General features: G+C 60.0%; 25 protein-coding genes and 1 pseudogene. 17 read left to right on the top strand and 9 right to left on the bottom strand.

Translation table 11 applies throughout. The features are described 5' to 3' along the window. Positions 1–21: 21 nt before the first annotated feature. From QRO95_RS16600 to QRO95_RS16580, 5 genes are all read right to left on the bottom strand, one after another. Positions 22–732 carry a hypothetical protein gene (locus QRO95_RS16600; RefSeq protein ID WP_023121542.1) on the bottom strand — a complete coding sequence of 237 codons (711 nt, stop codon included), beginning with the start codon at positions 730–732 and terminating at the stop codon, positions 22–24. 238 nt (positions 733–970) lie between these two features. Continuing rightward, positions 971–1315 carry a hypothetical protein gene (locus QRO95_RS16595; RefSeq protein ID WP_285303028.1) on the bottom strand — a complete coding sequence of 115 codons (345 nt, stop codon included), beginning with the start codon at positions 1313–1315 and terminating at the stop codon, positions 971–973. 242 nt (positions 1316–1557) lie between these two features. Beyond that, entirely contained in the window at positions 1558–3135 is a 1578-nt protein-coding gene (locus QRO95_RS16590; protein ID WP_285303027.1) for a DUF3987 domain-containing protein, read from the bottom strand. Positions 3136–3281: 146 nt separating this feature from the next. Further along, positions 3282–3545: an AlpA family transcriptional regulator gene (locus QRO95_RS16585; RefSeq protein ID WP_285303026.1), complete on the bottom strand. Its 264-nt coding sequence runs from the start codon at positions 3543–3545 to the stop codon at positions 3282–3284. A gap of 245 nt (positions 3546–3790) precedes the next feature. Next, complete coding sequence (locus tag QRO95_RS16580; protein ID WP_285303025.1) at positions 3791–5038, bottom strand: site-specific integrase; 1248 nt, start codon at positions 5036–5038, stop codon at positions 3791–3793. A gap of 300 nt (positions 5039–5338) precedes the next feature. Between QRO95_RS16580 and QRO95_RS16575 the strand changes: the two genes are divergently transcribed. From QRO95_RS16575 to QRO95_RS16530, 10 genes are all read left to right on the top strand, one after another. Continuing rightward, positions 5339–6862 carry a site-specific integrase gene (locus tag QRO95_RS16575; protein ID WP_012480713.1) on the top strand — a complete coding sequence of 508 codons (1524 nt, stop codon included), beginning with the start codon at positions 5339–5341 and terminating at the stop codon, positions 6860–6862. Continuing rightward, complete coding sequence (locus tag QRO95_RS16570) at positions 6862–7593, top strand: hypothetical protein (protein WP_006375976.1); 732 nt, start codon at positions 6862–6864, stop codon at positions 7591–7593. Before QRO95_RS16575 ends, QRO95_RS16570 begins: the two co-directional genes overlap by 1 nt. A 105-nt stretch (positions 7594–7698) precedes the next feature. Beyond that, entirely contained in the window at positions 7699–8052 is a 354-nt protein-coding gene (locus QRO95_RS16565) for a hypothetical protein (RefSeq protein ID WP_012480712.1), read from the top strand. Between the two features lie 107 nt (positions 8053–8159). Beyond that, positions 8160–8816, top strand: a complete 657-nt coding sequence (locus QRO95_RS16560; protein WP_049400621.1) for a DNA N-6-adenine-methyltransferase — start codon at positions 8160–8162, stop codon at positions 8814–8816. Continuing rightward, on the top strand, positions 8809–9060 hold the full coding sequence (locus tag QRO95_RS16555; RefSeq protein WP_006375905.1) for a hypothetical protein: 252 nt from the start codon (positions 8809–8811) through the stop codon (positions 9058–9060). Before QRO95_RS16560 ends, QRO95_RS16555 begins: the two co-directional genes overlap by 8 nt. Before the next feature lie 9 nt (positions 9061–9069). Continuing rightward, complete coding sequence (locus QRO95_RS16550) at positions 9070–9333, top strand: hypothetical protein (RefSeq protein WP_006375902.1); 264 nt, start codon at positions 9070–9072, stop codon at positions 9331–9333. Positions 9334–9835: 502 nt separating this feature from the next. Beyond that, entirely contained in the window at positions 9836–10018 is a 183-nt protein-coding gene (locus QRO95_RS16545) for a ribbon-helix-helix protein, CopG family (RefSeq protein ID WP_141098938.1), read from the top strand. 69 nt (positions 10019–10087) lie between these two features. Further along, positions 10088–12019, top strand: a complete 1932-nt coding sequence (locus tag QRO95_RS16540; protein ID WP_061478955.1) for a DUF5906 domain-containing protein — start codon at positions 10088–10090, stop codon at positions 12017–12019. 118 nt (positions 12020–12137) lie between these two features. Continuing rightward, positions 12138–12353, top strand: coding sequence for a hypothetical protein (locus QRO95_RS16535; protein ID WP_285303024.1), 216 nt, complete (start codon positions 12138–12140; stop codon positions 12351–12353). 68 nt (positions 12354–12421) lie between these two features. Continuing rightward, entirely contained in the window at positions 12422–13447 is a 1026-nt protein-coding gene (locus QRO95_RS16530; RefSeq protein WP_006375900.1) for an ArdC family protein, read from the top strand. Positions 13448–13524: 77 nt separating this feature from the next. Here QRO95_RS16530 and QRO95_RS16525 read toward each other — a convergent pair whose 3' ends face one another. Beyond that, complete coding sequence (locus tag QRO95_RS16525; RefSeq protein ID WP_024956731.1) at positions 13525–14244, bottom strand: hypothetical protein; 720 nt, start codon at positions 14242–14244, stop codon at positions 13525–13527. A 419-nt stretch (positions 14245–14663) separates the two neighbouring features. Beyond that, positions 14664–14942, bottom strand: coding sequence for a hypothetical protein (locus tag QRO95_RS16520; RefSeq protein WP_006375898.1), 279 nt, complete (start codon positions 14940–14942; stop codon positions 14664–14666). A 203-nt stretch (positions 14943–15145) separates the two neighbouring features. Here QRO95_RS16520 and QRO95_RS16515 point away from each other — a divergent pair, with 203 nt between their 5' ends. Both QRO95_RS16515 and QRO95_RS16510 read left to right on the top strand, forming a co-directional pair. After that, positions 15146–15718: a hypothetical protein gene (locus QRO95_RS16515; protein ID WP_061478954.1), complete on the top strand. Its 573-nt coding sequence runs from the start codon at positions 15146–15148 to the stop codon at positions 15716–15718. A 379-nt stretch (positions 15719–16097) separates the two neighbouring features. Beyond that, complete coding sequence (locus QRO95_RS16510; RefSeq protein ID WP_032971199.1) at positions 16098–16436, top strand: hypothetical protein; 339 nt, start codon at positions 16098–16100, stop codon at positions 16434–16436. Here the strand turns inward: QRO95_RS16510 and QRO95_RS16505 are convergent. Next, a complete protein-coding gene (locus QRO95_RS16505; RefSeq protein WP_061478953.1) occupies positions 16403–16684 on the bottom strand; it encodes a hypothetical protein in 282 nt (93 codons plus the stop codon). The genes QRO95_RS16510 and QRO95_RS16505 overlap by 34 nt on opposite strands. Positions 16685–17031: 347 nt before the next feature. On the opposite strand from QRO95_RS16505, the gene QRO95_RS16500 reads away from it, so the two are divergent. Continuing rightward, positions 17032–17388 carry a hypothetical protein gene (locus tag QRO95_RS16500; protein WP_006375896.1) on the top strand — a complete coding sequence of 119 codons (357 nt, stop codon included), beginning with the start codon at positions 17032–17034 and terminating at the stop codon, positions 17386–17388. A 210-nt stretch (positions 17389–17598) separates the two neighbouring features. On the opposite strand, the gene QRO95_RS16495 is transcribed toward QRO95_RS16500, so the two are convergent. After that, a complete protein-coding gene (locus QRO95_RS16495; RefSeq protein ID WP_006375894.1) occupies positions 17599–18573 on the bottom strand; it encodes a hypothetical protein in 975 nt (324 codons plus the stop codon). 84 nt (positions 18574–18657) lie between these two features. On the opposite strand from QRO95_RS16495, the pseudogene QRO95_RS16490 reads away from it, so the two are divergent. From QRO95_RS16490 to QRO95_RS16475, 4 genes and pseudogenes are all read left to right on the top strand, one after another. Then, positions 18658–18879: pseudogene (locus QRO95_RS16490) on the top strand (transposase); the annotation flags it as partial. Between the two features lie 228 nt (positions 18880–19107). Further along, complete coding sequence (locus QRO95_RS16485; RefSeq protein WP_125892011.1) at positions 19108–19539, top strand: hypothetical protein; 432 nt, start codon at positions 19108–19110, stop codon at positions 19537–19539. A 66-nt stretch (positions 19540–19605) separates the two neighbouring features. Next, positions 19606–20808 carry an ankyrin repeat domain-containing protein gene (locus QRO95_RS16480; RefSeq protein ID WP_075677511.1) on the top strand — a complete coding sequence of 401 codons (1203 nt, stop codon included), beginning with the start codon at positions 19606–19608 and terminating at the stop codon, positions 20806–20808. Positions 20809–21024: 216 nt separating this feature from the next. Continuing rightward, positions 21025–21432, top strand: a 408-nt coding sequence (locus QRO95_RS16475) for a RadC family protein (protein ID WP_285303023.1), incomplete at its 3' end; no start/stop codon positions are given.

Genomic DNA, 21432 nt, shown 5'->3' with positions numbered 1-21432 from the left:
TGATTGCAGGTATCAGCAGCGTTACTCGCCGAACTTGAGGGCAGCCAGCGCTTTGTCGTTACCTTGACGAAGCTCCTGCACCTTGCCCCAAGTGGAGCCCATCGCTTTCTCGACCTCTTTGAACAGCAGCGCACCGCGTTCTTCGATAGCCGCTTTTGCGTTACGCACCGCCTTGAGCTTCGTCGCCACTTCCGGGGTTGCGCGCTCGTGCCAAAAGCGGGTGTAGGTCTTGGCGAAGTTGGCATCGAGGCCCGACAGGTAGCTGGGGGCACCCAGCACCGCGCTGACGGTAGTGTGGTCACCCGCGTCGATAGCCTCTTGAATGAACTTGTGGCGTTCTTCGGTCGTCATGTCTTTAACGAACTTCCGAATCTCGCCGGAGATACCCACACTGGCGCGGGACTCAAGCGGCTGCGACAGCTCCTGCTCGAAGTGCGCAATCTGCTTGTCCAGCGTGGCGCGCACGTTGTCGAACTTCTTGGCGAGCCGTTGCTGCTGCTTGTAGGCGGCATCGGATACGGCCAGCACCTGCTGCCCCTCCGACCAGGCTTGATTCTTTTTCGCCGCGTCGCGCCCGTCGTGCAGCCTGCCGAGGGTGATATAGGCATCGTCGAGCGCTTCGAGCGCGGGGGCGAGGATGGGGGCGGTCAGTTGCTCGTCGTATCCGTCAATGGCCTTGAGGGTTTCGGCGTGCAAGCTGGGGGTAATTCTTGAATCGACTGGCGTGGGCATGGTGAAAACTCCTTGATAAATTGCGGCGCGGCTGCGCATGTGTAAAACGGTAGGACTATCAAGCGAAGGTCCGCAAGCAAAAACAAAACAAAAACAACGGCTTACAGTTCTGAAATAGGCGCGGAACAACTAAGTTCATGTTTGTTGTTCGCTGTTTTGCCGGTGCAGCAGGCAAAGAAAACCCCGCGCGGTGGCGGGGTTGCGTGTGCGCGGCGCGTGGGGCCGCTACAGGCCGCGATCATGTGCTGGCCGGTGTAACCACATTGGCGGCACAGTGACGGCGCTGTATCTCGGCGCTCTCGACCTTGTAGCGCTCATGCAGGTCGAGGACGCTGTCTGCTATCACTTCGCGATCCCGACCGAGTAACCGGCCCAGCGGGTCCATCAGATAGGTGGCGTAAAGCACATGACGAATATCGTCAGGGTCGAAATACAGTTGCTTCCCGTCTTGCATCGGGTGGCCGGTCGATTTGCTCCAGTGTGTAATCTTGTGAATCTCGCAGATGGACAGCGAGTCATTCGGCGTGCGAACGATAGTGACAACGTGCCACCCCCTGTCGGCGGGAATGAGCTTCTGGTTCATTTCAAATTCCTCTCTTGGTTGATACCCACAATGGGCGAATTGATGCAGAGCGGTTAGTGGGTTAGTGGCGTAAGTGCGTTTGCGGCCGGGGGCCTATAAACACAGCACCGCGACAGAAAGGGGGTAGCTACTAACACACTAACAAACATACTTTTTCAAACGTAAATGCTTGCTGTGTAAGGGTTTGGGGCGTTAGTTGCCCGACCACTACTGCGCACTTTTAGCGCTAGCACTGTGGCCATCTAGTCCTTCCACCAACGCAGAGCCTGTATCGCGTCCTCTCGTTGCTTCGAAAAGTCGAACTGGATAACCCTGTACGCTTTGCCCTGATAGACGTAGCTCTCGCTGACCTTGCTCTTTTCCACTTCCATCAGATAGCCGTTAGCGATAAGGCTGCGCAGCGTCGCATCGAGTGCGGACGTGGCCCCTTGCTTGTGACTGGTGAACGGCGTGAGCTTTTGCGTCATTGTTTGCAGGTACGCGCGGGGGACAATCGAATTGAGGCGCATGCTCTCAAACGACTTTTGATAGCGCTCGGAAACACCCTCCTGGCTCAAGAAGCGCTTGCAGACCTCCAAGACCTTGCGCTCCCGCGCGTGGTCATCCGTACCAATGTCGCCGCTGTCATGGCGCTTCTGGAATGCGTCAATGTCCGCCTGAACAAACTGGAGAGCCCATTCGGCGTGGGCAGCGGTCATCATGGGGCAGGCGAAATTGTCTGCTGCTGCCAGTGCGCTTGCGATCTTCATGGCCTTGAGTGCTGCACGGTGCCATGACTGCCGTTCGTACTCGCTGCTGGAGGCATTCACCTTATCAATGCAGTCCAGCTCAAACTTCCTGAGCAGGTTGTAAGCGTCTTGTGCTGCCTCAACTCTTGGCGCGTCAGTCCGGTATACGTCTTGGAACTGCTCGCAGTGCGTGAGCAGGTTTCGCCATAGCATCAGGTTGTGTTCCGATAGCTGATACATGCGCCGACCTTCGCGGGGAATGGGCTTCTTGCTGCTGCATTGAACAGTCAAGAACCGTGACATGAAGCCGTCCTCCATCATGTCCGGCGTCAAGCATTCGAGAAAGGTGCTTGGCGTCGTTTCCCCGAGGAACGACAACGCAGGCCACGCGACGCCGAGCTTGCTGTCCTCTTCCTTGCTGTACTCCTTACCCTCCATGAAGCTCTTGCCGTAGGCGTTCGTGAGCGTCGTGCGGAAGTTCTGCATCGGGGTGTCGGTCGGGTTCGACATACGCTTGAGCTTGCGGCCAAACTCGCCTTGCAGGTACAGGAAGCCGGGGCTTGCCAAGAGGCGCTTGTGCAGGGCTTCTCCGCTCGCAAAGTCCGATTGGCGTAGCAGTGTTTCGGCTCGGGGGACGTTCGCTAGTTTGATAAGTTCCGGGATGCCCTCATGAATGGCGTCCTTTCCGATGCCGCTTTGCGCCACGAGAATGATGTAGATAGCCAAGTCCTTGCCGCTATAGGTGCGATAGGCGCGACCGCATACACCATTGACCAAGGCAATTGCTGCGGCCACTGCTACATCGGGGACCGGGGAGTAGGCACCGTCATAGAGCGCCTGCGCGATACGGCCTACTAGTCCCGGCGGCCACCCAAACGCGGGGGCAGGTAGTGCTGACGCGGGCGGCTGCGCGGCGGCAGGGGCCGCGATCGGCACCGTGCCAGTGCTACCCCCTTGGCGAGCGCGGCACGCCCGTACAGCGTCGGCCTCTACCGCTGTCCAGTGTGCAAGCTCTGCATGGAGATCGTCCTGCATTTCATCTTGTATGACCGTGGAAGGCTGTCCCATACTTGGGCCGTTGATGTGGTTCATTCGTGTTCATCTCCGAGCGGCAGCGGTGTGCAGACCCTGCCGCTTTTTTGTTGATGGGCTGCGCATGGGCTAGGCGGCAGTGCAGTGCCGCCTGAAATAGCCAGCGCGCTGTTCTGTTTGCGCATGGACGACCGACTGTTATGGACTTAGGCGGTCGCGATTTGCTGGCTGGTGCTGGTGCGCGCGCCGGACGCGAGCCACGCAAGAAGGTCGCGCTCGCTGTACCAGATGCAACGGGTGCCGGGAGGGCTGAAGAAGCGGGGGCCGGTGCCTTTGTGGCGGTGCTGCTCCCAAGTGTTGCGAGCAAGCCCGGTCAGATCGACCAGATCGTCAGTGCGCAGTGGGCGCTTCTTGGGGGAGTAGTTGAACAGCTCGCAAAGCTGCTCGAAGGTCATTTCGTCGGTTTGCATGGGCGATGCCTCTCAGCAAGCCCACCGATGCGCAAAACACAAAGGGCAGTCGGTGAGCGAACCGCATCGCGTTACCGATGCTAGTTGCCCGCCGTCTGCCCATGCAGCACTTTTCGTTGATCGCGTCCCGACGCATTGCGCGAAGTGACGGAAAGGCGAGGTGTGTTAGGGGTAACTGTAAAACGCTTGTCGCAGTCTTTGCAAGCTGTTGTTGCTGTTGATATTTTCGGGCTTGCCCGATTTTCTCAGGCCCGCAGCGGCACCACGTTCGCGCCATTCGCTTTGGCTGCCTGCTGCTCGATCCAGTCCGCGATGCGCTGCACCTCAGGCTTGAGATATTGCAGGTGACTCGTCTCAAGGTAGTGCTTGGCGGTCACGCCGCGCGGCACATGGTTCGTCAGTAGTTCGATCTTGTGCAGATCAACTCCGCAGTTCGCTACACCGAACGTCGTGAAGGTGCGACGCAGGTCGTGCGGCGTGATCTTCGTGCCCGCTACCTCGCTGACCTTCTTCATGGTGTCGCGCGGGTCTTTGATATGCCCAGCCTTGCCCCAGGACGAGAACACGAACGGGCTACCCTTGACGCGCTGGCGTGTGGTCAGCAACTGCACCGCCTGCGTGGATAGCGGCAGCCATACGGGGTTGCGGTTCTTCGGATCAGGCAGGTGCCACCAGCCTTCATCAAGGTTGATCCTGTCCCATGTCAGCGCCGCCGCTTCGCCAATGCGCGCACCAGTGAGCACGAGGAAGATCACAAGGTCGATGCTTGCCAGCGTGTCACGGTTGTAGGCTTGGTCGCGCCACTGCTGGAGGGCTGACCACACGGAGCCAATCTTCGATTCAGGGATGCGGGTCTTGCGCTCGGGCAGCGTCACCCAATCGTCTTTGAGCACTGCCACGGGGTTGTGCAGGATCAGCGGGGTGCCGTCTGCGCGCTTGTACCTGCGACCAGCGAAGTTGATAAGAGCGCGGAGCACGCTGAACGCCTGCACCGCTTGCCCGGGGGCTGGTGCTTTGCCGCGTAGCCCCTTCGTCAGAATCTCGTTGTAGCGCTTGCGGCAGTCGTCTTCGGTGATGCCGGTGATGGGCTTGTGCTGCCATGCCTCAAAGGTTGTGGTCACATGCCGTTCAATCTCGCTCTTGCTGCTGTCCTTGAGCTTGCCCGGTCGACCCATATAAGCGTCTGCGACCTGCCGCAGCGTCACCTTAGTAGCTTCGTCGGCCTTCTTCGCATCGCGCGGGTCAATGCCCTCGCGCATACCTTGCAGCACCTTCCGCGCCTTCTCGCGAGCCTCAAACTCTGTCCATTCACCGAAGGGGCCAATCGTGAAGCAGACGGCCTTACCCAGCACCCGGCCTTGAGCAACGAACACACGCTTGCCCGCAGCGGTGACGCGCAACCCGTAGCCCTTGAGGGAGTCGTCCCAGTGCATCGCGTAGCCCTCGGCGGGAGGCTGCACCTTGTCGATGAATGTCTTCGTTAGCTTCGCCATAACTCTTCTCCTAGACGCTTCTTTAGCGTATTGTTAGCAATCTAGGCAATGTTAGGACAAGCTACGCCAAACAAACAACGACGATAAGTCGTTGAATTACAAAGGTGCAGCAAGCTAGGCGGGGCTGGGCCAAACTAGGTAAAATCAGCCCCCACAAAACTTGAAAACCGGCGAAGGGTCAAACCTTCCGTGGGTTCGAATCCCACTCTCTCCGCCAATCCTTAGTAAGTGTTTGTTTTTAAACGACATTTTTTAAGGTCTTGAAGGGCGGCTTGGGGCACAAATCGGGGCACAACTCCGATGCGATTACCAAGCTATCTCACTCGCTCTTCCACAGGTCGTTACCAGTTTCGCATGCGCGTTCCGACGGACATGCGCGGTATCGTCGGCAAACCTTTCGTCAAGCATCCCTTGGGCATCCAACTGCATAGCGCAAGAGTGGCTGCCTTGGCCATCGCGCAGCGTTATGCTCAAGCATTCGATGCCATCAGGGATGGGTGCATGACCAAGAAGGGACTCACGGTTGAGGATGTTCTGCGCAGCGTCGCGGAGAACGGCTCCCGGCGTTATGAAATTGACTTGCCGGGCTTCCGTCTTCGGACCACGGATGCGGCCGACCATGCTCGAGCAATGGAGGCGCTGGAAGAAATCGGCAAGTTCCACTTCCGTGATGCGGGTGCAGTTCCGGCGGCGGCTGGGCCAAACCCGTTGGAATCAGCGGCGGCGCAGCCCCTGCCATCTGAGACCATCAGCCTGATCGATGCGAAGCGAATCTGGCAGGATAAAGTCGCCGCCGAGGACATCGAGGTCAAAACGGTCGGCATCAAACTGCTTCCCGTGACAGAGCTGATCGAGTTCTTGGGCGCCGAGCGCGAGCTGCACACCATCACGCGGCCTGAGATGGCCCGCTTCTACGACCATTTGGCCAAGCGCGGGTTAACGCGTTCTACGCTCAACAATCGCCAGAGCTACCTCGCAGGAAAGAGAGGATTCTTCACTTGGGCAATGGCTTCAGGCTACGTGCTCAAGGGAGACAATGTCGCCGCAGGTCACGTCAGCGTTTCGATGGCGGAGAAGCGCAAGCGCAGAAAATTTGGCTTCCAGGCCTTTACCTTGGATCAGGTTCATCAACTCTTCGCGCCTGATAGCTTCAAGCAGCTTTCAACGGGAGCGCGCTGGGCGGCTTTGTTGGGCCTGTATACGGGCGCCCGGGCAGGTGAGGTGGGGCAGCTGTTTACCCTCGACGTCAAGGAAGAGGAGGGAATCCCGTGCATACGGTTTACCGATGAGGGGGAGGATCAGCGATTGAAGACCGATGTTTCCAATCGGGTCGTCCCGTTGCATCCCGACCTGATCAAGCTTGGTTTCTTGGACTACGTCGCCGAACGAAGGGAGAGCGGGGACTGGCGATTGTTTCCGCAGGCTGACAGTAAGGCGAAGAATGGTGCGGGGAACTGGATATCGAAGGCGTTCAGCTACTACCTCCAAAAGCACAGTGGTGGGTGGTCGAAAGCGAAACGTGGTTTCCATAGTCTCCGAAAGACCGTGATTCAGGAGATGCAGGGCAGCGGTGTGGCCTCTGAGATGCGAGCCCAAATCGTCGGCCACGAATTGGACGACGAACACCACGCGACTTACAGCAGGCCCTTTACGGTGAGTGAGAAGCTCAACGGTGCCGGAGGAACGCCAGCTTTGGGTGTCCTAGATTACGGAATCGACCTGGAGGCGCTGCGCACCCTGCCGGCGCGCAAGGTCGGGCGGCGAAGCAGCAATGCTGCCGCGCGCTCTTCAAAGGTCGGCCGTAAGGGGAGCGAGCCGAACTAATGGCCCTTACTGCTGCTGATGCTTACCGCCGCGCCATCGATCGCTTTCTCGGCAAGCTCTCTGGCACCGAAAACGTGGGCCAGATGGAGAAGAAGATCGCAGACCATTTGCGCCTAGCGAAACAGCGGCCCAAGGTGGACGTGGCGTTGAGCTTCAATGAGGCCGCTGGGGTGTTGGCGATCAGCACGGCCCAATTGCAACACCTCTTGAAGGAACACTCCCCAAAAGGGACGCTGTTCACGGTGAAGGGAACTCGCAAGCGCTCGACCACCCTTGTTCCGTTGATGGCCTGGGCAGCCGAGCTCAAGGCTAAGGGCCTGTGGAAGCCGTTGAGCGAACGGGGCGTTGCGATCGACACCCTCCTAACTGCAGAACTGCCGTTTCTGGTGGCCAAAGGGTCCAAGGCTAAGCAGTTCTTCCTGGAGCCACTGACTGACCAACCCATCAGCGATGCGTTAATTCGCCAGCTCCAAGCATTGGGCGTGCAAATCGGGCTTGGGATTCGGGTCTGCACGCTGACCGAGGCCTTCGCCCAGCCTTGGCAAAACCCTGACGTCAAGCGCCAGTGGGTGGACGCATTCAACAACGCAGCCCAAGCCCAGGCCAGCCGTCTGCGGGACCTGGCTCAGCAGCTCGACGCCTCGCGAGCTGGGGTGATCGAACAAGCGCTGCACGAACGCCTGCAGCCGGCGCCTCCAAAGATGCCCGACAAGCGCAATGGGCGAATGTAACGGCTGCTAACGGATATTGGAGGCCTCCAATATCCGTATCGATGGAGGCTCTCAGTTCGGATGATTACTCCAACGCCTCGGTGGTCGGGGCGATGGAGCAAGCCGATGGGCCTCGATATGTATGCGGTCAAGACCCGCACTGATGTGCGAGATCGCACTCAAGAACTATTTTTCTACTGGCGAAAGCATCCGAACCTTCATGGTTGGATGTTCAAGTTGCACAGTGCTAGGACGGGGCAGGTTGATCCCTTCGATTTCAACCAAGTTCCCGTATTCCTTGGATTGGACGATCTTGATGCGTTGGAACAGGCTGTGCTGAACGATGATTTGCCTTATACCCAAGGCTTCTTCTTCGGTGAATCGGATCCCGATCGAGCTGAAGAAGATCTGGACTTCATTGCGCAGGCCCGCGCATTGATCAACGACGGTTGGGACGTGTTCTACAACTCTTGGTGGTAACCCGCCGCCAGCAGCGCCTCTCGGGCTGGTTCAAGCCCAACTCCCAAAACCCATTCTTCAACGCGGCAACGCAGCCGTGCTGACGGAGCCTTGCCTGGAGAATCCTCATGCAGCCCAAGTCCAACGTTCTGCCGTTCAACGCAGCAACCCGCTCCAAGCGCCTCGTAGCGGCTAAACCCACCCGGCTCACCTCCGTTTGCTACAAGGCAAGCGACAAGGCCCACACGAGCGTCGATTGGTATACCCCGCCTGCCATCGTCAGGGCGCTGGGGGGAAGGCGCGGCTTTGACCTCGATCCTTGCACGCCCGAAGACCCGTCGCGGCTGCCCGCACCCACGGCCAGCCGGATGATCCCGCCGAGCCAGGACGGCTTGGCTACGCCGTGGCCCAAGCAGGCATTCGTGTGGATGAATCCGCCTTACGGAAAAGGGATTGAGAAGTGGTTGAGCAAGCTGGCCAACCACCCCGGCGGCGGTATCGCCCTGGTGCCGGTCAACATGGAGACGGGATGGATGCACGACTGCGTGCTTTCCCACCCCAACGCGACGGCGATCCTGTTCACCCGTGGGAGGCTGAGGTTTGTGCGTCCCGACGGAACCACCGGCACGGCAGCGCCGTCGGGATCGTTGGTGGTGACTTACGGCAAGCGCGCCGCCGATCACCTTCAGCAAGCGCAGGCGAGCGGTGCGTTGCACGGGAAGTTCTTTGCCATCCAGCGGGTAGGGCAGGTGGCCACGGCGAACCAGGAGAGCTCCAATGGCTGATCGCTGGAACGTTGTTGTCTTGGGCCGCGCGACGGCCGAATTGGAAATCCGAATCGACGCGGACTCAGAGGCGGCAGCCTTGGAGATTCTGAACTCGATGGGAGTGGCTGACATTCATGCCGGTGGCTGGCGTACCGAGTTGGAGGAGATCTACGGCTTTGTGGAGGTCATCAGCCCCGATGGTTCCGAACGCGAAGATCTCAACTGGCCTTGTCCAACCATGCGCCACCACCTCAACTATTAGGAGGAGCCGATGGGAACTTACGAATTCGTCGTCCGGGGTGACTACTTGGTGAGCAAGGTGATTGAGGTCTTTGCCCAGACCCAGTCCGAGGCAATGGAGGCATTCGCGCGACTGTCCTTGGCGGAGTTGGATGCCATCGATTGGCACCATGGCGCCCTTACGATTGAAGAACACGTGGTGGTGACGGAGGTGGAAAGCGGGAGGGAGTTTCAGCATCCGTTCTTGACCGATCGCAAGCGCGAGCAACTGGAGTGTTTGGCCGAAAATGAGTAGGAACTTCCGGCTGCTGGTCTTCCACTAGCCAGCAGCGATCGAAGGCCAGCAGGAAGACCAGTAGTGCAAGGTCGTTGAATCCCAAGGGATTTCTGCGACTAAAAGTGCGCTGCTGGCTTGCTGGCTTTCGATTCAACTCCCCTGTGCAAATGCGTCCAAATCGCATGGAAAGTGTTGGTATCTCAAATTTCAAAACCGATTCTTTTTTGACCCAGCAGACCAGCGGAACGGTTTTCTATGAATGCAAAGCTTTTGGAATCAAGGATTTGTAGCTGCTGGTCTTCCTGCTGGTCTTCCTGCTGGTCTTCTCTTTCTGCTGGCTAATGGAAGACCAGCAGGGAAGGGAAAGCCAGCAGAACAGGGCTTCCGGAAAAAGTGCGAGAGATTCCGCAGTTTTCGTGTTTAGTCAAAAACCGTGGGTTGCGGAAAGCTCCTGGAGTGGTTGAGTGGAAGTGTCCCCCATGTGGGACACACCAAACCTTTCACCTTCGGAGTTGCCACCGTGAACGCCGCCACCCATCCCTCGTCGCCGCCGACTTACAGCATCCGCGCCAGCGTGAAAAAGCACGTTCGGATCAAACGCCCCTTGGCCGAACGCCTTCGTCTCGCCGCGGCCGAAAACGAGATGACAGAGAGCGAGTTCATTCGCCGCGCCTTGGAAACCGCTCTCCCGCGCGCTGCCTGAGCAAGCCTGTCCCCCCACAACGACAAACCCCCACCGGCCAGGGCGAGGGTTTGAGAGGAGCCAACAACAATGTCTACAACCAATGTGTCCCCAAAAGGGAAGGCTGTCAACCCGACGACGGAAGAGCCAAGCAACATCGTGCCATTCGAAGCGTCGCGCTTCCTGGGTGCGGAAGCCTCCGCCCGCAAGGTCAACCTGGAGGCAGAGGAGCACAAGCAGCTCTACCGCCACTCGGTTGATCGAGAGGGCCAGCGCAAGCCACCGTCGCTCCCCATCCTGTTTGCCCGCCGCACCACCGAATGCGTCGATCGCTTGTGGGCGTGCCAAGCCACCAGCGGCACCGGCGAGATCGTACACCATTGGAACGGTACCTACTGGCAAGCGATCAGCGACGCGGAAGGTGTGGGTGTGGCATCCGATTGGATCGACCGCAACGCCGATTTCGCGGGCAGCCCCAAGCTCGCCAAGGACTGCTGGGACATGGCTTCCCTTCGGCTGCGCCAGAAAAACCCCATGCCAGCCCAAGCCAAGCGGGCCATCGTGCCGGTGGCAGACGGCTACGTGGAAATCCTTCCCGGCGGTTTCCATGTGCTCGCTCCTGATCCCGCCTTGGGCATGACCCACGCGGTCAGGGTGGCCTGTGGTGGCAGGCAGGGCCATGCATACAAGCCCCAGCCTTTGCCGGCTGACTCGCGATTCGCCAAGTTCCTCCGCCAAGCCCACGACGACCCGCGCGTCATCGACCTGCTCCAGGAGCAGTGCGGCATGACCCTGTTGCCGGGTGTCTACAGCCAGGCCGCCTGGTGGCACGGCGTCGCAGGTTCTGGCAAATCCACCCTGGCGGAAATCGTGGAAGCGATGCACCGTCAGGTGGCCCGCTGCAACCTTGAAACTTTGGGCGACCGCTTCAGCCTGGAACCCATGATTGGCGCCAGCCTGATCCTGGTGGACGAAGTGGAGTGCGAGAAGTGGGCCGAAGGTCGGTTCAAGACGATGGTCTCTGGCAATGGCATTGGCATCGACCGGAAGAACCAGAAGCAGCTGGCGAGCTACCATTCCACGGCCAAGTGGATCATCACGTCCAATTCGGCCCCCTTCATCCGCGACAAGAGCAACGGGGTGTGGCGCCGCCTCACCGTCGTGCACTGGAAGAAGGCGGTACCGGTCAACCAGCACGACCCTGATCTGGTCAAGAACATCCTGGCAGAGGAAGGCCAGCTTGTGCTGGACTGGATGCTCGAAGGCGCCCGACGCATCGTGGCCCGTGGTAGGGCGTTGTCCGACACCGACGCCGACATGCCCGAAGCCGTGCGCGCAGCGAAGCTGGCCGCCCGCCATGGCAGCGACCAGGTCATGGCTTGGGCTCAAGCCGAGCGCGTGGTGCGCATTGAGACGGATGAGTGCACGCTTTCCATGCGGCAGGTCTACGAGAACTACAAAAACTGGGGCTACCGACAAGGGCTGGCGGACATCGATCTCCTCACCGGTCGCCAGTTCTGGCGAGGCTTGAAAGAGATGGGCCTGGACGACGGCGCCCGCTCGAACCGTCGCATCAATGGCAAACAGGAAGAATGCGTGCGCCTGCGAATCAACGGAGCAGCCACCGTCGGCGAGGCCTGTGGCGATCTGCCGTTGAGATCATCGGCGACCGTGACAGCACTGCGCGTGGCGCAGGAGCGCTCTCAGTCTTTGGAGCCTTGGGAAACCGATGTGACGCCCACCCTCGAACAGCAAGGGGCTCGGCAGGAAGAGATAGAGCGTCGATTCGACCGCTTGAGCGCTCAGCAGCAGGCGGCTGAGATGGGAGCTCTCCATGCCGATGCGTTGAGGGAGGAGGCAGGGCGCACCAGAGCCAAGGCAATCCAACTCCAGCTGCAGGAACGTATCAATGAACTGGAGATTCGTGCGCTGTTCGGTGAGCCGTTGGCGGGCCGAGAAAGCAGCGAAACCCAAGGTGGCGGAAAGGTGGGAGATGGGGATGCGCGCCAACGGCGGTCGTAAAGGCGGGGCCAAATCCGTGTTCCCATCTTCCGTATCAGCTCTAGCCAATGGATTGGTCGGTGACGCTAACGGTCCAGCCCGGACTTGCCAAATCCGTATCCTGTCGCATGCTGAAACCATGACCGCTTCCGATGCCTTTGTAGACGACAGCATGGACCGCCAGGACTCCCTGGCGGCGTCCCCCCGTTTCACCGTGCAACGAACCCCCGAGGGCATCCGCGTGCAGCTCCAGGAGGGCGACGGGGGCCCCGGCACCGCTTTGACCATCGAACGGGCCTTGGCTTTGCTGGAGAACCTGTTGGAGCAGGGACGCGCCGTCACCATTCACGATTGAAGTTTCCAGCCTAACCCCCTTGGCGTTGCCGACAGGCGCCTTTCCTTGCCTTCCAGGAGAGCCTGCCCGTGTCCGATGCCACCCCCAACGAAAGCTTCCTTCAGCGCCATTCCCGCGACGTCGTCGAGCGCTTGATCCGCCAGATGGAGGAGGGCACCGGTCCCTTTCTCAAACCCTGGGACGCCCGCGTGGACCTCGGGTTGCCCATGAACCCCACGACTGGCAAGAGCTACCGGGGCGGAAACCTGCTCCACCTGTGGGCCCTTCAGAGCGCCTGGGACACCCAGGACAACCGGTGGATGACTTACAAGCAAGCCGCGGCCGTGGGCGCTCAGGTGCGCAAGGGCGAGAAGGCCAGCGTGATTGAGTATTGGGATTGGTCGCGGGTGGAGGAGGCCAAGAAGAGCGGGGACCCCGACCTCATCGCCAAGGCCCACCCCAAGGTCTTCTTCCCACGCGTGTTCAACGCGATGCAGATCGATGGGTTGCCGGCACTGGTCCTGCCAGCCGCGCGCCCAGAGCCCGACATTCACCAGGCCTGCGAAGCGGTGCTGAGAGACAGCGGAGCCGAGATCCACCACGACGGGGGCAACCAAGCGTTCTACCGTCCGATGACCGACAGCATCCACTTGCCCCAGCGCAACACCTTTCACTCGGCCAGCGGCTACTACGCCACCGCGTTGCACGAACTGGGCCACTGGACCGGCTTTCCCACCCGCCTCAACCGCGATCAGAAAGGGGCTTTTGGGAGCATCGACTACGCCAAGGAAGAACTGGTCGCGGAGGTGTCATCCATGCTGATGGGCGAACGCCTGGGCATTGGCCACGATCCCACCCAGCACGCGGCTTACGTGAAGTCGTGGATCCAAATCCTCCGGGACGATCCCCGGGAGCTCTTCCGAGCCGCGGCGGCGGCCGAGCGGGTGGTGGAGTTCCTGAAGGTGCCCGAGTTGGTTCGAGAGCCGCTCCAGAAGGTTGAGCAGCAGCGGCAGTCCGTGGCGGCCAATCTGCATGAGATCGAAAAACATGCCGCCAACGACCGGTCTCGATCGCGCTTCAAGGCAAGAGGGGCGCGCCTGAACTTGGCAGTTTGATTCGTGAACAAGCGACTGAACGCGCACCCGCCTGTCGGGAGGCAGCAGGGTGCGCGACAGTGGCTGACAAATTCTGGTTATTTATTCTTCGACAGCACGTCCATGCGCAGGAGCATCTGCTTGAGAACGTCGATGACGGAAACCTCGTCAGCATCCTTGGCCGGAGCCAGGGCAAGTGCCCAGTTGCGGACCGATGGGCTCAAGTCCTCTCCCAGTTCCACCACCAAGTCCTGAAGGTCGTCTAACGGCAGATAGGCCGTCGCAGCCAAGATATCATCGAGCTTTCCCGACAGGTCTTCTTCGTGTGCCTTCCGAAGTTCTCTCGCGGTGGCTCCGCGCTTTCTAAGCTCGGCGGCGTGCTCCACCTTGATCTCTTCAATCTTTGCTTTCGCTGATTTGCTCTTCTTGCGAACGGCGCCGCGAACAATGTCACGCACCAGCTTGGCGTCGTGCGTGTCTGTAAGGCTGGCAATGAGTGTGTCACTTTTAACGCGTGCCGGTCGGTAGACGCGGACCTTGCTGACCTCATCCCCCAGCACTCGCTGCGTCCACTTTTCCATCGTCTCCTTTGCCTTCTTTTGACCGGTTAGAGGCGACGGAACGTTCTTGAGGCGTGGTTTACCTTCGAAGTCCACCAGCAGGCCATAAGTCTTGAGGATGCGGTGGCTGTAGGTTGTGTCGGACATCCAATTTCCCCCTGTGAGTGATCCTGCAATTTTGCCAGTTCCGTAGACGGTTTGGCAGGTTGAGGGAGAGCGTTCCCACATCATCACAGGTTGAATGTCGATCAGGAACATTGCACGACAGGAGAGCTTGCCGGTTTCAGATTCCTTGCCAGACGCGGAGGGGCGAGAGAGAAAGGGGAAGAAATGGCCAGTCTGATCTACGTGCAGTAACAGAAATTCCGATCCGTGTGCTATCGAGCATGCGCGAACCCATCGTGCATCCCAACGTGTAGGCGCGGACTGCACCGCACTCCGCCGGCTGCTAGCCCTGCATGAACGGCCTCAGTGCGCTCGGGTTTGAGCGTCACGCCGCACTCTGGCTGCGCCAGCGGGGCATTGAGGTCAACGTGGCCTTTTGGTCCAAGGGCTTGAGCCACAAGTTGGTAAGAGCGGCCACCAAGGTTGCTAGCTTGGATGGCCACTTGCAGACATTGACGAAGCCTGCGCGACGTAGAGGGAAACCGCTTGTGGCAGTGGGCCAGGCAGAGCGGTTACTTCTTGGATGCCATGCGCTGGTAGAGCTTGTAGACGCCGAACATCGCCGCACCACCCGCAATTGGTGCAGCCGCGACCACCCCCAGTCCAGCAAGCATGCCACCGCCCACAACGCTCCCGACGGTTGCCAAGCCGGAGGTCACGGCGGCTGCACCGGCGGTCCCGGCCGCTGCACCACTGGTTACGCCGAGGATCGCAGAAGTTGCGCCAGCGACGGCTCCGCCGCCGGTCGAAATCGCGGCACCTGCGGCCGATGAACTCTTCTTCCTTGCCATACATTTCCCTGTTGGTTTTGAGTTGTGGGCAGAATCATCGCCTGAGCATCAATCTCTGTCCATATGCTTCATTTTGTCGCTTTTCCGTCAATTTAATGACGCGGACTGCAGTCTGTGTAACCGCGCTCCGAAGCCCCCCCCCTTGCGCATTCCCAGAATCGATCTATGCATAGGTGAACCTACTCACGAAATGGAGGTGCACCTTGAAACCCATCGTTCTGGCCCTTGCATTGGCGTTGTCTGCTCCGGCCGCCTTTGCCGCCGATTCCACCTCCGCTCGCCGTTACGGTTCGTCCGAGGCCCTATCCGTCCAGGACGCCCGACTGGGCGAGGTCCTGATGGTTCGCACGGTTCAACTGACGTCCGACCAGCGTCTGAACGCCGGCTCCGCCATCGGGTCGGCCGTTGGTTATGGGGCTGCTAACCAGGTCAAGAACCGGGAATACCGCAATGCAGCCCGGGTGACCGGTGGCGTCATCGGTGCGGCTGCCGGAACCGCGGTTCAAAAGGGCCTCAGCGGCCGGCGTGCGGTGGAGATCTACGTGCGCGATCTGTCCGATCGCCGCCAGCGCGTCCTCGCGGTGGTCCAAGACGCCGATGTGGATGTGCGCGAAGGTGATCGGGTCTTCTTGGTGGGGAAGGGTAAGAAGACCCGGGTGGTGCCGCTTGATGCTTCGCCGGTGCGCATTGGCGATTATTCGTGCGGAAGCCCTTGTGCCATTGGCATCAATGCCCGGTCGGACAACAACAGCGCTCGCGTGCGCGTGGGGCCGTAAGGATGCACAAAAGCGAACGCGTTGGTGGAGGCGTGTATTGCGAAGGCACGGCTTGCGGGCTTCTGGTTGAGCTCATGAAGCGGCCATCCGTTGCCCACCGCCGCTCCGAAGTCGCCCGGATGGTCCGAGAGGGACACGGCCGCGCCGCCATCGCCCAAGCCCTGGGCGTTCCATCGCCCGTGGTGAGCGCCGATCTGGCCCACCTGGGGTTGCGTCAAAAGCCCCGGCGCCCACTGGCTGACCAACACGCTCTGGTGGTGCGCCTCCTGGAGCAGGGGAACAACGGCCCTGCAATTGCCAAGCGCCTGGGCGTGACCCGACAGGCAGTCCACGCTTACCTGCAGGCCCATGGCCTGCTCCCAACCCAGAGGAGGATCCCATGACCGTTATTCTGGTGGTCGTGCTGTTTGAGCTCGCCATGTTTGCGATCACCTTCGGAATCGCGTGGCTGTGCGCGTCCAAAGCCCGCAGCGCACGCAGGGGCTGGGAGGCGTTCCAAGCCGGCCAAGAGGACGCCCCATCCGTGGTTGCGTTGATGTGGCATTTGGCCGTGTTCTACGCGTGCTTGGCACTGCTGGCTTACCAGCTACAGCACGTGGTGAGCCAAGTCTGGTTGGATCCTTCCAACCTATACCTGTCATCCACGCTGGCTCTTGTCGTTTATTCGATCGCATGCGGGCTGCTTCACGGCAGCGGGCTGGCGCGGAGGCGGGCATGAGAACGAGTCACGGTCGGTTGCGCCCAGACCCCGTCGACGCCCGCCCACGCCAGGATGGGCTGTTCCAAGGCGAAGACACAGGCGAAGAGATTCACGAAGAGCGTGACCCGTTGCTTCAAGCGCTTTACACCGAATCGCTCCATGCCCGCGGGGACGTGGACGCTGTCGATCGCTTGCTGGATGCCCACCGAGAGGCGCTTGGGGAGCCCGAGCAAGTCGCCTATGCCCGTCAGCAAGACGAACGCCATGATCGGACGTTGCCATTGCCGAGCGGTGGCCTGCCGTTGAGGCCGTCCACGGAGCGCTACCTAGAGGAGCATCGGTCATGGAACCCGCCGACCGCCAAAGAGGCCGCCATCGCACGTTCCAGGGGTCCCACCATGGTGCTCGAAGGGAAGGCATGGCGCGCTGAAGACGACGTTGCCGAGGTTACGGTGGAGGCTCCCAAGGACGACCCGTGGCAGCGGATGCGTTGAGTTCGTGTCTCAGCTGGAGAGACAGTTGGGCACCATCATTGCTGCTAGGAACACGGTGTTCCCTTCGGCTATCCTGCCCAGGGTATCCATCACTGGTATTGCTAACAACAGGGGGCGTTATGGCAAGCGTGACAGTAAGGACGCGGGATGAGCTGGAAGCGGCCAAGAATGCAAAGGCGCAGCAGATTGTGGTTGTGGGCAAGTTGGCAGACGACCTGAAGAAGACGCGCAAGTTCGCCAAGCTTGGTGCCGTCGGTGTTGCAGCAATCGTTGCTGCAGTTGGGCTCGCTCCAGTAACGGCTGGGCTCAGCACGCTCAGCCTGGGGGCGGTCGCGACAGTCACTGGAGTCGAGATCATCGGCATCATCACCGCCGCAAGCCTTGGTCTCTCTTTGATCCTCGCAATCTACAAAGGCTACGATGTGGAATACGAGGCTGGCGGAAAGGTCATTTTCAAGCGCAAGGAAGGAAAGTGATGCCCGGCTTCGTTCCAGGGGCGCCTTACCTTTTTGTTTGCGAGAAGTGCAGTCATCACTTTCAGCGGAAGATCAACTTGGGGCTCTTCTGTCCGGCATGCAAGTCGCTGTCCGTGAAGCCTCGTTTGGTCTGTAAGTAGTGCTCGTTGGCCGCCAGAAAGTTGGCGGCCACTTCCAATGACCGGTCGAATCGGGTTTAACATCGCGGTCTCAGGTGCCCCGTAACCCTTTTGCTTCAAAGCGCTCCAGTATCGCCGTCACGGCTTCTGCGGCACGGTCCGGTGACGCATCTATGCGTTCCAAGCCCGTCATGGCGACGGGCAACGGCGCATTCGGATCGGTCGTGGCCACCACGGCCAGGACTCTTCCTCGGATGGTGTCTTCCACCGTGGTCCATTCGTCGGCGAGACGCTGGGGTTTATCGGTGAGAAGGACCACCATGACGGGGCCGGGTGTCAGCAGGCGGTTGGAGCGTCCCCGAAGTGCTGCGCTGTTGTGGACATGGATGGCCCGGCGGTGCCCATCTTCGGTCAGTTGGACCAGGACGCTGTGGCAGCTCGGCGCGCCCATCTCGTTGCAAACGATGTGGATGCGACCCTTGGCCCATTCCTGAAAGCCCACTGAGGAGGGCGCCAACTCATCGCTGGTAAAACAAGCCTCCACGAACCGTCGGCCTGCGAGGCTCAGTCCTTTCTCTTCGATCAGGCCCCAGCGTTCAAAGGTCTGGCGATTGATGCTGCTTTTCGACTGCAGTCCAAGGAATTCTTTTGGGTCCAGGTTACCCCCGCCGGTGCCAGGAAACACGTGGTGACGCTCGGTGATTAAAGCGCGTCGCAGAAGATCGACCTGGCCAAACGACAGGTCGCTCAGCGCCTTAATGAAGTGGCGCTTGAGATGGCCTGCGGTTTTGCCGGTAGCGATTGAACAGGCAAGGCGGCCATAGACGGTGGCCTTCTCGGCCTCGATGTCCATCTCCAATGCCCGCAGCATGGCCAGAAAATCTTCCGAGGTCATGGCCTCCGCGTTCTCGGGGAACACCTGACCCTCAAGCGCGGCACGGGTGAACTCCCGGTAGCGCTCCTCAGTGCGCTTGGCAAGCCAGGCGGCGATGAATTTTGGGCCCTTCGAAAGAAGGGCGAACGGACCGGAGATTTCCTCCAGGGGGGCAAGGTCAGGGTAGTCCATCGGGGTCTCGTGACGGTTTGCGGGTCCAGGTAGCTCATCCTCAAGCCTTCAAGCCCGTTCTTCAATCCTCCGGTTGAATTCCCCATTGGCAACGCGCGTGAGCTCGAACAGGTTGAGCGCTGGGAGCGCTGCAAGGCTAGTCTGCGCGCGAAGGTCGAGCATCCGTTCCGGGTGATCAAGCGGCAGTTCGGCTACACCAAGGTGCGCTATCTCGGCTTGATCAAGAACACGGCACAGGTGCTCACCCTGTTCGCGCTGTCCAACCTGTGGATGGTGCGCCGGAAGCTGTTGGCGGCACAGGGGTAACTCCGTCTTGAGGTGCCCGCAAGGGCACTTCGAGAGCGGAAAACATGGCAGTCCGCCGCGTCTGAAGGCCCAGGATGACTCCGGCGCTGAAAACCCACGACTCAGTGTGAATTGATCAGACCATCCCTATTTCTACTTTTGGCCGCTGCTAAAAATGGGGGGATTACCCGACGAGCTCCGCCAGGCCGCTTTTGACGAGCATTGGGACGACGAGACAAATTAAGATGAGTGGAAGGAGGACGCCCGCATCGACAGCGGCAAGACTACGAGGCCTTCCTGACGGCCGCGACCGAGTATCCGCTCCACTTCGCTGTTGCATGCGGCGATGCAGAATGGGCCGGTGACCTGCTCAAGGCTGGACGCACGCCTCAGGATCCCGATTTAGAAGGAACAACGCCCACGGATCTTCTGGGGCGGCCAGGTAATGATCAATCCGATCAGGTCATTCGTGCCCACAACCGATCCAAGCTTTTTGACGAGCTCCTTCCCGCTGCCAATGCTTGGAAGCCACCGGAAGGCGGATTTGGGGCCGACGCCAAACGTCAAGTCGGTGCGGCCATGAAAGCCCAGGGTGAGGAAAGGGAAGCCAGAAGCCTCGAATCCGACAACGGTTTTGACATGGAAAAAGAAAGGCGGCAAGAGCCGTCTTCTTCTATTTAATTCCCTTGCGAGGTTCTGATTTTCTGCTAATGGTGGGAGGTCAAAATACTATTGTGGAGGTGTGGGTTGAATATTTCGAATCTCAAAGACGTTCTTCTGAAGCAAATCGGGCTTACCAAAATCCCCGCTGATGTGAACGCAAGGGATGAAGATTGGCTGGATCAAACGCCACTTCATGATGCGCATCACCCGCGCGAAGTTCGGAGGCTGTTGGATGCTGGGGCTGACATCGAAGCGAGGGATGGCCTTGGAAATACGCCGCTTCATTCTGTGACAAGCGAGGGAGCCGTGATTGAACTGATCAAGGCCGGGGCAGACATCAATGCGCAGAATAACCAAGGGGAAACACCGCTTTTTAACGCGAGAGGGCAAGGGGATGCCAGGGCGTTGATTGCGGCCGGGGCAGACATTCATGCGCGCGATAACCGAGGGAAAACGCCCCTTTTCGGAGCGAGCGAAGGGGCTTTAAGGGAGCTCGTGAAGGCTGGCGCTGACATCAACGCTCGCGACACCCAAGGGAACACCCCGTTGTTTGGCGCACACAACGACAGTCTCAAAGCGTTGCTGAAGGCGGGAGCGGATGTCAGCGCGAGGAATAATGAAGGGCAAACCCCTCTCTTCCGAGCAACCGGGCAGACGGAGGCCCGCGCCTTGATTGCGGCCGGGGCAGACATCCTAGCCCGGGATAACCGAGGGCGAACCCCTCTCTTCGAGGCGAACACGGGCGCGCTTAAGGAACTTCTGAAAGCAGGCCTTGATCCCGCGGCGAGCGATGACCAGGGGAATCAACCGCTGCATATAGCCAGGGACCCCGAGGCGGTGGCCTTGCTCACCCGTGCAGGCGCAGACGTCATTGCACGGCGAATGGACGGCCAGGCGCCGATCCACCGTGCGATTTTTCCAGAGACGATTGAAGCGCTCGCCAAGGCAGGGGCGGATATGAACGCCCAAGACAACAACGGGAATACCTCTCTTCATGCGGGCCGCGATGCCACTGTCTGGAGTGCGCTGATTGAGGCGGGCGCAGATCCCCACATCCAAAACCAAAAGGGCGAAGCGCCGATCAACAGCGGCAAGCCATTTTTCAACGACTTGCGGGCTCAAGAGAGGGCCAAGCTCCTGGTCAGCCTGCTCCCGCCCGCCAACGCTTGGAAGCCACCGGAAGGCGGGTTTGGGGCCGATGCCAAACGCCAGGTTGGTGCGGCCATGAAGGCCCACGGGCAGGACAGCCAAACCCAGGAAGCCCCTCGCTTGCGAGCGCGCTTCTAAGCCCAAGGGAAAGGCGGCGAAAGCCGCCTTTTTCTTTTCTAGATCCCGTTGCGCAAACCAAACCTTTTGTTATGGGTAGTGCAACCCATTCATGAAAGGAGGCCTCATGCGCGTCTTGGTTCTTTCTCTGGCCCTTGTCGGCCTGCTCCCACTGACCGCCTCCGCCGCAGACACCACGCCCGCCCGTCGCTAATCCCGCGCCGGTGGAGAAAGCAAGTGAAGCGAGCCAACGACATTCGGGCCCAATACCAGCTGGCCATGGACGATGAGGGCATCCTCTTGGCCGCCTCGCACATCTTGGAGCGTCGCCTGCAGCGCCACGAGGCCATCACCGACCCCTCCAGTGCCAGCAACTACCTCACTGCCCGCTGCGCGCACCTGGATCACGAAGTGTTTGGCACGGTGTTCCTGGACGCCCGCCACCGCATCCTTGCCACCGAGCACCTCTTTCAAGGCACCATCGATGGGTGCGAAGTCCATCCCCGCATCGTCGCCAAGAAGGCGTTGGACCACAACGCCGCCGCGGTCATCTTCTTTCACAACCACCCCAGCGGAAACCCCGAGCCCAGCGCTGCCGACCGCGCCATCACCGACCGCCTCAAGCAGGCCCTTGCCCTTTTCGAC

Origin of the sequence: Stenotrophomonas maltophilia group sp. Smal13, assembly GCF_030236855.1 — a bacterium.
In the GTDB taxonomy this organism is placed as follows: Bacteria; Pseudomonadota; Gammaproteobacteria; order Xanthomonadales; family Xanthomonadaceae; genus Stenotrophomonas; species Stenotrophomonas maltophilia_A.
Note: the sequence above shows the minus strand (reverse complement) of the source record. Positions and strands in the feature narration are given on the sequence as shown.

Coding starts and splice junctions, on each gene's coding strand:
- QRO95_RS16495 (WP_006375894.1), bottom strand. CDS start 18,573: ATGGACTACCCTGACCTTGCCCCCCTGGAGGAAATCTCCGGTCCGTTC.
- QRO95_RS16520 (WP_006375898.1), bottom strand. CDS start 14,942: ATGGCAAGGAAGAAGAGTTCATCGGCCGCAGGTGCCGCGATTTCGACC.
- QRO95_RS16525 (WP_024956731.1), bottom strand. CDS start 14,244: ATGTTCCTGATCGACATTCAACCTGTGATGATGTGGGAACGCTCTCCC.
- QRO95_RS16575 (WP_012480713.1), top strand. CDS start 5,339: ATGCGATTACCAAGCTATCTCACTCGCTCTTCCACAGGTCGTTACCAG.
- QRO95_RS16560 (WP_049400621.1), top strand. CDS start 8,160: ATGCAGCCCAAGTCCAACGTTCTGCCGTTCAACGCAGCAACCCGCTCC.
- QRO95_RS16510 (WP_032971199.1), top strand. CDS start 16,098: ATGACCGTTATTCTGGTGGTCGTGCTGTTTGAGCTCGCCATGTTTGCG.
- QRO95_RS16570 (WP_006375976.1), top strand. CDS start 6,862: ATGGCCCTTACTGCTGCTGATGCTTACCGCCGCGCCATCGATCGCTTT.
- QRO95_RS16600 (WP_023121542.1), bottom strand. CDS start 732: ATGCCCACGCCAGTCGATTCAAGAATTACCCCCAGCTTGCACGCCGAA.
- QRO95_RS16505 (WP_061478953.1), bottom strand. CDS start 16,684: ATGGCGTTCGTCTTGCTGACGGGCATAGGCGACTTGCTCGGGCTCCCC.
- QRO95_RS16535 (WP_285303024.1), top strand. CDS start 12,138: ATGACCGCTTCCGATGCCTTTGTAGACGACAGCATGGACCGCCAGGAC.
- QRO95_RS16565 (WP_012480712.1), top strand. CDS start 7,699: ATGGGCCTCGATATGTATGCGGTCAAGACCCGCACTGATGTGCGAGAT.
- QRO95_RS16595 (WP_285303028.1), bottom strand. CDS start 1,315: ATGAACCAGAAGCTCATTCCCGCCGACAGGGGGTGGCACGTTGTCACT.
- QRO95_RS16550 (WP_006375902.1), top strand. CDS start 9,070: ATGGGAACTTACGAATTCGTCGTCCGGGGTGACTACTTGGTGAGCAAG.
- QRO95_RS16590 (WP_285303027.1), bottom strand. CDS start 3,135: ATGAACCACATCAACGGCCCAAGTATGGGACAGCCTTCCACGGTCATA.
- QRO95_RS16580 (WP_285303025.1), bottom strand. CDS start 5,038: ATGGCGAAGCTAACGAAGACATTCATCGACAAGGTGCAGCCTCCCGCC.
- QRO95_RS16585 (WP_285303026.1), bottom strand. CDS start 3,545: ATGCAAACCGACGAAATGACCTTCGAGCAGCTTTGCGAGCTGTTCAAC.
- QRO95_RS16540 (WP_061478955.1), top strand. CDS start 10,088: ATGTCTACAACCAATGTGTCCCCAAAAGGGAAGGCTGTCAACCCGACG.
- QRO95_RS16555 (WP_006375905.1), top strand. CDS start 8,809: ATGGCTGATCGCTGGAACGTTGTTGTCTTGGGCCGCGCGACGGCCGAA.
- QRO95_RS16500 (WP_006375896.1), top strand. CDS start 17,032: ATGGCAAGCGTGACAGTAAGGACGCGGGATGAGCTGGAAGCGGCCAAG.